This is a genomic window from Bacteroides sp. AF32-8BH, assembly GCF_003435205.1.
Lineage (GTDB): Bacteria > Bacteroidota > Bacteroidia > Bacteroidales > Bacteroidaceae > Bacteroides > Bacteroides ovatus.
In genome coordinates, this window is the sequence record NZ_QVLZ01000038.1 from 55432 (window position 1) to 65584 (window position 10153).

Annotated in this window: 6 protein-coding genes; all 6 read right to left on the reverse strand. The window is 37.0% G+C overall.

Annotated features, from left to right (window positions below; translation table 11 throughout):
- Positions 1 to 56: 56 nt before the first annotated feature.
- The gene (locus tag DWZ47_RS22670) at positions 57 to 2258 is read right to left on the reverse strand and encodes a DUF4838 domain-containing protein (protein ID WP_117514773.1); all 2202 of its coding nucleotides are present in this window, start codon (positions 2256 to 2258) and stop codon (positions 57 to 59) included.
- 164 nt (positions 2259 to 2422) lie between these two features.
- Positions 2423 to 3388 (reverse strand): BT_3987 domain-containing protein, encoded by a 966-nt coding sequence (locus tag DWZ47_RS22675; protein ID WP_004306235.1) that lies wholly within the window; start codon positions 3386 to 3388, stop codon positions 2423 to 2425.
- A 23-nt stretch (positions 3389 to 3411) separates the two neighbouring features.
- Positions 3412 to 4623 (reverse strand): DUF1735 and LamG domain-containing protein, encoded by a 1212-nt coding sequence (locus DWZ47_RS22680; RefSeq protein ID WP_008640544.1) that lies wholly within the window; start codon positions 4621 to 4623, stop codon positions 3412 to 3414.
- A 22-nt stretch (positions 4624 to 4645) separates the two neighbouring features.
- Positions 4646 to 5710 carry a glycoside hydrolase family 18 gene (locus tag DWZ47_RS22685; RefSeq protein ID WP_022199820.1) on the reverse strand — a complete coding sequence of 355 codons (1065 nt, stop codon included), beginning with the start codon at positions 5708 to 5710 and terminating at the stop codon, positions 4646 to 4648.
- Between the two features lie 32 nt (positions 5711 to 5742).
- Positions 5743 to 7320, reverse strand: a complete 1578-nt coding sequence (locus DWZ47_RS22690) for a SusD/RagB family nutrient-binding outer membrane lipoprotein (RefSeq protein WP_004310777.1) — start codon at positions 7318 to 7320, stop codon at positions 5743 to 5745.
- A gap of 18 nt (positions 7321 to 7338) precedes the next feature.
- The coding region (locus DWZ47_RS22695; protein ID WP_233525090.1) for a SusC/RagA family TonB-linked outer membrane protein at positions 7339 to 10153 on the reverse strand (2815 nt) is incomplete at its 5' end.

Consider the following 10153-nt stretch of genomic DNA (forward strand, 5'->3'; position numbering starts at 1 on the left):
TCTATATATAATACAACTAAAAGGGGGAAACTACTAACGTCTCCCCCCTACTTTTTTTATTTTATTATCACTTCGTCTATAAAGAACCACGAAGGATGGCCTACACCATAATGCCAAGTCGGACATTCTTTCGTTCCGGTGACTTCTACTTTCACATAACGAGTTTTTATCGGTTCGGCTGATTCAGCCTTGACTCCACGGAATTTTACCTCACCGGTACGTTCTTCCGGTAAATCAATCGTTTTCCAATGTGTATAATGCTCACCGTCTTCAGCATATGAATAAACCACCTTTAGAGGAAAAAGAATCCAGGCCCCTATTTGATGAAGAAAATCTGTTTCCACACTTTGTATCTCTTTTGTTTCGCCCAAATCTATAACAAATGCACCATCGGTTCCTTCCCAACCAATCCAGCTATCAACAAAGGTTGCTCCACCAAACAAACCGTCAACCAATGCGTTCTTTCCTAATGCCGCATATTTTCCGGTAGGAGGAATTAGATAAGTAACTTTTGCACCCAAAGCTAAACTTCTTTCTTTCTGCGGCATGTAACGTTCGCGATACAATTTGCAATAGTCTACCGGTGAATTGGAACGCTCATTCAATGTAGGAACTTGAAACTCTTTCACGCGTTCCTCAAAAAGGTCTAACTTCTTATTAATATCTACCAAATCTTTTTCTGTCTCTGTTCGTGCAATCTCCAGTTCTGAATACTGAATTGGCAGACGTGCCCGTTGAACTCGTTTTAAGAAATCGGGTTCTGCTGCAACAGCCTTTTCAGCCAAATCAAATAAATGATTATAACGACGCATCAAAGCAGGCTTTAACATGCCATATTTATGTGATACAGGTGAATCATATATCCACAACCTCTGTCCACTACCAATTAATGCGCCTTCCATTATCTTTATGTACTGATAAAGATATGGCGCTGCTTCCCCATAATATCCATGCAGAAAATGTTGCATCAATGAGTCTACATTAACTTCTGGATTCCACATTAACTTTGACACTAAATAAGCGCGAAGTTCTGCAAAATCTCCTCCCCTGCTCCCTGCTATTTGAGAGAAATGCATGGTGGCATGATTCTTTTTGAAAAGACGGATATTGTCCTGTAAAATATGGAAATTAGGAAATGGAGCCAGATAATTATCAAAGTTAATACCGTAATCCCACACGAAAATATTATTGGTAATCTTAGACCATCCTTCCATGGCTTTCACAAACTTTTTTCCCGAAGCATTCTCCGTCAAAGTTACTTCACGGTCACAGTCAATATCACATAACATAATATTCACATTCGGCAAAGGTTTCACATGTTTCGGAGGATTCATCGTATATAGATAAGCCAATGTGGAAAATTCTTTATCCGGAAAACGGGCAGCCAACTTATTCAGAAAAGTGATGATACTTCCTGATAATGCTCCTTCATAATCATCAATTGCCTTACAAGCATCACACGTACAATTTGTATAATTACCATCATTCTGACTTACAGACATGATATGTTTATCTGGATTTGCTTTGAAAATAGAATCAACACGTTGAGCAACAATCTCAAAAACCTCCGGATTACTCAAACACCACTGACTGGCCTTTCCCGGGTGGCGTTTTCCTTTGAAGTAAGAATAATATTCCGGATGTTCTTTCCCATAAATGGATGAAGGCAGAAGCTTATCAAAAGTATGCACCCAATAACCGGCAGCAAACACTTCATTCGGTTCCTCTAAACGATTCCACCACTTATAAATAGAGTCTGTATGGATAGCATAACATTGTGTCTGACGATAACGAAAGCCCGGGTTTTCGACTTTATTAATGAAGGGTAAGTTCACCGTTTTTGAAGGGGTAAGAGAATATTCATTCTCTCCCCAATAATCGATACCCAAATATTGCTCCAATAAAGTAACAACTCCATATACAACACCGTTTTCTTTACCAGATATTTTTAGAATACCATCTTGAGTAGAAATAGAGAATCCATCCTCTGTTACTTCCGCTGGAGATTGACCACCAATGAGAATATCTCCTTTTCGAGGAGTTTGACTTATAACAACAGGCAGCTTACAACTGGTTACTTTTTGAATAAATGTTTGTAACAAATTTGCAGCTGTCCACGATATTTGATTATTCTCTTTCAAAATGATCCTAGAACTTGTATTCCCATTAGTTACTAACATAGTTTGAGAGAGAGACGGAAACGCCATACTAATTCCCATAAACCATAAACAGAACCGTAGAATAATAGATAATTTCATGTTTTTCTTGCTATTAAAAGTTATTATATAATAGTAATACAATCAATATGATACTATTAAACAATCAATCTTTTTCTTTTTTTATTTATTAACTTATATAATAAGTCCCACTTTATCCGAAAATACGAAAAAGTGGGACTTAAAAATTTTCAATAACCTATTAATTATTTCGCATATAGGTCAAATTCCGTAAGGCTGACCGTATTGGGACCTTGTTTCACATAATACTTTAAATAACGCGTTTCAATAGCTTTCGAAAACTTAATATATTGTGTGCCACTTCTTGAAATAGTTACAGTTCCGATAGATTTCCATTTTATTCCATCACCTGAAGTAAATACTTCTACTGCAGTCGGTGAATAACTACTAGCATAACACTTATTTCTTATTCCTGTTAATGTCTGCACCTTACCTATATCCACAGTTAGCCAATATTCTGCTCCTCCATCACGAGCTACATCAGAATTTGTTCCATCAATTAGATTTTTAGCATCTCCACGAGTCGTCGGGGCAACTTTTACAGTCCAGCCAGAACGATCGGCAATCAAAGTACCTTCAGCCGGTTGCCCGGACTCTACATTGACATGAATATTTTGAATTTTCACATAAACTACTCCTCTGTTAGAGCTAAGTGCATCTAAGTTATTACCTTCTATAGAAGATATGGTAACTGGCAACAAATATCCCCCTTCTGTAGTCAACGATCCTACATTTAATAGCTCTATTTTTATAGAATCTCCAGATACACTTTCTCCATTTTCAATAGTAACAGTTTTATTGGTGAAAGAATAATTTTCAGCAGGTAATATGTTATATTCCGTATCATTAGCTTTATTGTAAGCACTTACTAGATTATCATCACTATCGGCTGTTATTTTCACATCTTTCGATAATCTCTCCGTGGCACATGCAACAAACCGATAATTAGGTTGTAACTCATTTACGACCACTGAATTATCTTTCAAAATCACTGACAACGATGCTTCATAAGAATCTACCGGAAAAACTTTCGTAGAAAGATAAAACTTAGAATTTACAGTAACTTCGTCATCATCGTCACAAGAGATGCACAGTGGTGATGCCATTAATGACATCACTACTGTTTTCCATATTATATTTTTCAATCTCATAATTACATCATTTGAATATTATATTATTTACCATCTGATCTAATGCCATCTACCCATCTGACAACTCCATTAGGCGCCGTGGCTTTATTTCCATGACCAGTTGCGTCTTTAAACTCGGTTCCTGCCCCTTCATTCAATTTCCAATAAGCCTCCAAGCCATCCGTACCCGGATTTATCGCAAACATATTATTCTGAATCTGCGACTGTGAAATAGCAGTAGTCCAAAAACGTACTTCGCTAACTATAGCATCTGTAACCATCCAATCACCATTGCATATACCAAAACTATTCTTAACAAGACGCAAAGGTTTTCTTGGAAGATCTAATGTTGCATCAATATTTCCATTTACATAAATAGTCAATTTCACTCCATCACAAACAAATGCCAAATGATACCATTGATTATTTTTAAACTTAGTAGCAGCATTTACTTGAGTACCTTGTGTTTTTATCTGCAAAATATTACCAGGAATCGGGCCATCACCAAAACGGATATAAATTTCACCATCTTCTGCGATACCATTACCTGGACCTGCAGAAAATATTGCTTGATTCTGATAGCTAGGAGGACCAGGATAACCAACTCCAGGAGTCACCCCATCCCCAAGTTCGCTCATATTAATACGCATTTCAAGTGACCATTGAGTTACTGTATAATCCTGACGCATTTCCATAGTAATTGGTTTTGTACCCGTCAACACTGGTGCAGAGGTTATAATAACCTGATCCATGATATAAATCATCACATCTGCACCTTCCAAAGTTTGTTGCCCACCTGATACAGCAGTAATAGCAACCGGTAGTGCAAATTTATCACCAGAATCAAGCATTTCCTTTGTCAACGGATCAATTGTTACTTTAACAGTAGGAGCCACTAATTCTCCTTTTTTTATAACCACTGTCTTTTGATCAAAAGAATATGAACCTTCTGGCATAGATTTATAGTTCGTACCACTTTTTGTATTATATACTTCCAACGATTTCGGACTTAGTCCCAAAGTAACTTCTATATCTTCTGTTGCAATTTGTCCCGACCGCGGAGTCACAGTGACAACACTACCCTCTTCGGCTACTGTTACCTTTTTGGACTCATAAGACAAACTACTGGATTCAGCTAAATAAATTCTACTGCCGATAGTATCATACTTTGCATCTTCACAACTTGCTATAATTGCACAAAGCAATATGGCAAAGGCGAACATTATTGTATTTTTATTTTTTACCAGATATCTCATAATTATTATATCTTTAAATTTATTATTTTACCGGTGGATTCATAATGCGGATAGCATTACGCAAATAAGGATAAGATTCTTCTGTACCATCAATTGTATATTCATACTCCATATGATAAGTTCCGACCCCTCCTTTTACACATTTTTTCCCGTTAATAATAGGTGTCCAACGTGCCATACCTTCCAATGACTTCATTTTATTTCCATATCGATCAGTGAAATCAGCCCCACCAGACAAAGCCCATTTTTCAAAGTTTTCAGTTACAATATATTTCTTAGCAACTTCTTCTGCAGTCAAATGCCCATCGAAGTTTCTTATTGTAGAGTTTAAACGGCTATCCAAATTGTCACGTCCAGTATTATCTCCTGGAGAATCATAAGCCTGCACTATAAAATAATTAAAATAAGGACCTGACTCCGATACAATACTTTGTGGCTCACCGTCAATTACTAATAGCCTGTCTGTACCCGATTTTGGTCCGATTCTTTCTCCCAAGGTCTGAATGAACAACAACATATTCTCATCACTTCCACTCATGTTACCTCGATGACCAAAATTAGGCTCATAGTCAATATCAAAGCCATCATATCCATATTTATCAATACTATCACATATTGCATGGGCATATTTCTTTATAGCTTCTTCCTTATTCTCATTCCATCCCCAGAATTCCAGATAATTATCTTTATATTCCTCGGGAGTCAATTGGTCACCGATATTTTGAACAATAAAACACATCAAAGCTTTAGTCCCTTTTACATTTTGTACATAACGCAAATCTTTTGTTTGCGCTTCTGTCAAATTTCTCCAGTTACCCCAAATAGAAACAAAATCCACACTATCAGGAAGTCCGGCTAAACATTTTTCTAAAGTAGCTCCATTTCCGGTCCAATTACCAAACCATCCGAAAGCAACCGGATGATCTGTTTTCTTATAAGCGCGAAGCTGGGCATAGTATTCTTCCGGAAGTGACGACTGAGTCATATCTTCCTGGAATTTTGGTTCCATGTCTGTCCAATCATCACACGCTGTATTCGCAACCGTTATGCCAAATAACAACATTATAAAATAGAATATCTTTCTCATACTATTTATATTAATATAGATTATACTATTATTCACTTATCCCTACGCTGCCACCAAACCTTAGTCTGATAATTATCAGCGCCACCCAATTTACTTACAGCAGCATTTACATTAGCAGCATTACGAATATATTCCGATGGTGGGAACGGAATACGATTAGCGGAAGGAAGATTGGTTACATTTCCATTCAATAACGGGAAAAAACGCGGATACCCAGTACGACGATACTCGCTCCATGCTTCTTGTCCCAAAGGCCACATTGCAATCCATTTTTGGGTTATTAATCTTTCCAGTTTTTCTTCCTCACCAGCATCATCTTTCCATTTGATAGTTATAGAACTAATAGCACTTTCATTCCCCTTATTCTCATTAGGATCTACATAATCAGCCTGAGTACTTGATTCATCATTCAGGTATTGGTCAATACCATCCGATACTCCCCATTGTGCAAAGGAAAGTCTGATAGCTGATTCATACAAATCTTTCACCGTTTCTCCTTTTACATCCCATCCTAACATTGCCGCTTCAGCTTTATTAAAAGCTGTTTCAGCTGCACTCATCCATAAAGTACGATCCATCTCTCCAACATTTATTCTAGAGAAAGTCGGTCCGGTAATATCATTACCATAAGACAAACCTGCGCGCATACCCACATAATCATCATCTCCTTTATCGCTCGTTTTCTTTTTAAAATATTTCGACATACGTGGATCGTTGTATCCTTTCATATAAGATGTAATATCGGCAGAGACACATTGGTCAGGCCATTGCACTAATACCGTATACAATTGATTTTTAGTGCCTAAAGAAGTTGCGTTATCTTCATTGGAAGTAATTACCCCTATAGAATGGTTAATAGCTTCCTCCGCCATCTGTCTGGCATATTCACGATCTGCAAAACGAATACGAATGGCCATACGTAGTTTCAGTGAATTTGCAAATTTCACCCATTTCTCAAAATCACCGTCATAAACTTTATCATACTTAGCCATCGTTCTGTTGTTTGGATTTTCGGTCACATAAACAGTCATTACATTAATTGCATCAGTCAGATCAGTAAACATTGCATGATATGCTTCCTCCATTGTATCGTAAGGAGTCGAAAGTTTATCACTTGAAATTTGGGAATAAGGAAGTGCCCCATACATATCAAGCATACGATGCATTGTCGCAATTCTTAGGATCTGTGCCCATGCAAAGTTAACCCCTGTCCCTTGGGTTACATTCTTTATTTTATTCCATGCACCATACGTCAATACCATTACATTATCATCTGCAAACTGCCAGTTTAACCAGTTCTCGGGTGCATTATATGTAGCAAAATTTGCCCCTTTAAACTTATCTGTTGCCATTACTTGATAACGTCCATAGCAGTCACCAATCAAGGATTCATTGGTATTATAAATGTTTTCAGTAGCTATGGGATATGCATAATCACATAAAGTCAAGAAGAAAGCATTGGCAGCAAATCCATCTCGTCCAAGTTCTTCTTCCGAAACTTTTCCCAACGGATCATTCAAGCTATTATCCATGCATCCTTGTAACATTGGAGTTCCAACAAGCATACAGCCTGCAATAGAAATCTGCGTTATGAATTTATATATTTTCATTTGGTTATTCTTTTATCGTTAAAACTGTATTTTTACATTAAATCCCCAACTTCTCAAACTTGGTTGCATAAAGTAATCAACACCTTGATAATAAGTACCAGTAGAAGCGGTAGCTTCCGGATCAAATGGTGCTTTATTATAAATCATCCACAAGTTGTGACCTGTTATTGACAAACTAAGATTACATTTGTTATTAAACCATTTGGCTGGAAGTGAATAGCCCACCGATAACTCTTGTAAACGAACATTAGTAGCACTATATACATAGTTAGACATCAATCCACTTATTCCACCCACTTCTGTATAATAAGTCTGGGGATCCACTTTTCCATTATTTACAGGAACACCTTCATTATCACGTGCTAAAGCTGTGACCTTAGATACTCCGAACTGATCCATTACAGCTTGTGTTGGTGAGATAACAATACCTCCAAAGCGGGCAGCAAGCATGAATCCCAAGCTAATGCCTTTATAAGAGAAATCATTTCTAAAGCCTAAATTGCTCTTAGGCAATACAGAGCCAATATGAATAAACTCATCCGAATTCTTTATATCCTCTTTTTTCACATTCTGGCTCGCTTTATCAATAAATACATTTCCTTCGTTATCACGTTTCAAACGATTAGTGACATACATGTCTCCCATGCTTCCTCCTTTACGAAGAATAACTTTAGCCGATCCAATGCCACCTTTATCTATCTCACTCAAACTATAGTGATTACCTTCATCATCCACTGCATCATCCAAGAGTTCTACAATCTTATTTTTATTAAAACTAAAAGTCAAATTGGAATTCCATGAGAAATCTCCCCATGATTTATTATACCCTAAAGAAAATTCCATACCTTTATTCTCAATATTACCAGACTGTGCATACATAGTCGCATATACAGCGGTTCCTGACAAAGGAACCTGGAATGTTTGTTTGCGAGTATTAGCCTTATACCAGGTAACTTCCAAACTTAAACTATTATTAAAGAATTTGGCATTCAAACCAGCCTCCCAAGAATTTGTACGTTCAGGATAAAGTTTAGGCAAAGGACGGTAAGTTTGTAATTTCCATTGACTAGTCGCAGGGTCCCACTCATACGTTTTGTTAGAAGAAAGATTCTTAGGAATAGGAGCACCTACTGAAGCAAATGAACCGCGTACTTTCAAATAAGTAATAGCTTTGGGTAATTTCACCATTTCGGAAATTACTCCTGAAAGTCCTATTGATGGATAAAAGAAAGATGATTGTTCTGTATTAATCAATGCTGAATCCCAATCATTACGCCCGGTTAAAGTCATATATAACATACTCTTCCAGCCAATTTCCGCACTAGCAAAAATAGAGTTGGTACGTTGTTTATATCCACTTTCTATAGGATAAGTATCTTTATCCAAGGTAGTAGTCATATTATATAGACTAAAAACATTAGACATATCTTTCAAACCACCTTGGAATCCTCTTTCGTCATAATAAGTTTGAGTAAAACTACCGCCAATATTAGCACTTAAACTTAAGTCACCAAAGCGTTTATTAATATTAGCCATCACGTCTGCATAAGCCTGTCTATCGTCAGCTTTATAGTACTTATAGAATCCATAAATAGAACTATTAGTAAAGTAAAGGTCAGTAGAAGCATTTCTTTTATCTGAATAATCATTGGTTGCATTATCAATGCGGACACGCCCTGTCACATCAAGCCAATCTAAAATTTCATATTTTAAACTGGCATTAGCCATGTAGCGTTGTTTTTTCATACCATGGTTCATCTCATTAGCCACCCAATATGGATTATTTTTCATACTGTATCCAGGATCACCCCATCCCCAGTTCTGTACATCAATCTTACGAGTTGTGTCATACGTTTTATACATCCTCACAGCTTCAAAGTTTTCGCCACGCGGGAATAGATATACGGCTGGTAGTGGATTGAAATATTCACCTTGTGCCATTAGATTAAGATCTTCTTGGATAATATAGCTAAAACCCACATCTAATGTCATTTTATCCTTCAGGAATTTTGTTGTATTTCTGAAGGTAAAATTGTAACGGTCATATTTGCTATTTTGAATGATACCAGTTGCATTAGTAGTACCTACAGACAGATAAGTTTGATTCTTTTCATTACCAACAGATAAAGAAACGTTATTCTGAATATTAGTACCTGTATTGAAAAAATCTTTTGGCTCATAAGTTCCGAAAAGGGAAGACGCTTTATCTCCCCATGAAGCAAAGGAACCTGCGCGGTTTATATAAGAATTTTGGAATTCAGGCATTATAAAAGGATTGGAAAAAGTAGAATTATTAGAAATAATAATTCGTGCCTTACCTTCTTTTCCCTTCTTTGTAGTAATTAAAATTACACCAGACGCTGCATTAGAGCCATACAAGGCCGCAGCAGCAGGTCCACTTAATACAGACATGCTTTCAATATCTTCCGGATTGATATCAGATATACCCTCTCCTCTCGGTTGGGCTGAATATTGTCCGTTAGTGTCACCTTTATTTGTATTAAAAATAGGAACACCATCAATTACATATAAAGCATTATTGTCTGAAGATATAGATTTGGTACCACGCATAACTACACGCGTAGCCCCTCCAACACCGGATGAAGATGCATTGATATTAACACCAGCCACCTTTCCAGCCAGTGAGTTCATAAAATTGGCACTTTTTACAGTTGTCAATTCATCACCTTTTACTTCTTGCACATTATAGCTTAATGCTTTAGTTGCGCGCTTGATACCTAATGCAGTAACGACTACTTCGTCCAACACCTGCGTATCTTCTCCTAAAGTAACCTTCAAGGGTTGTGCACTAGTAAGCGTGATTGCTTGGGAG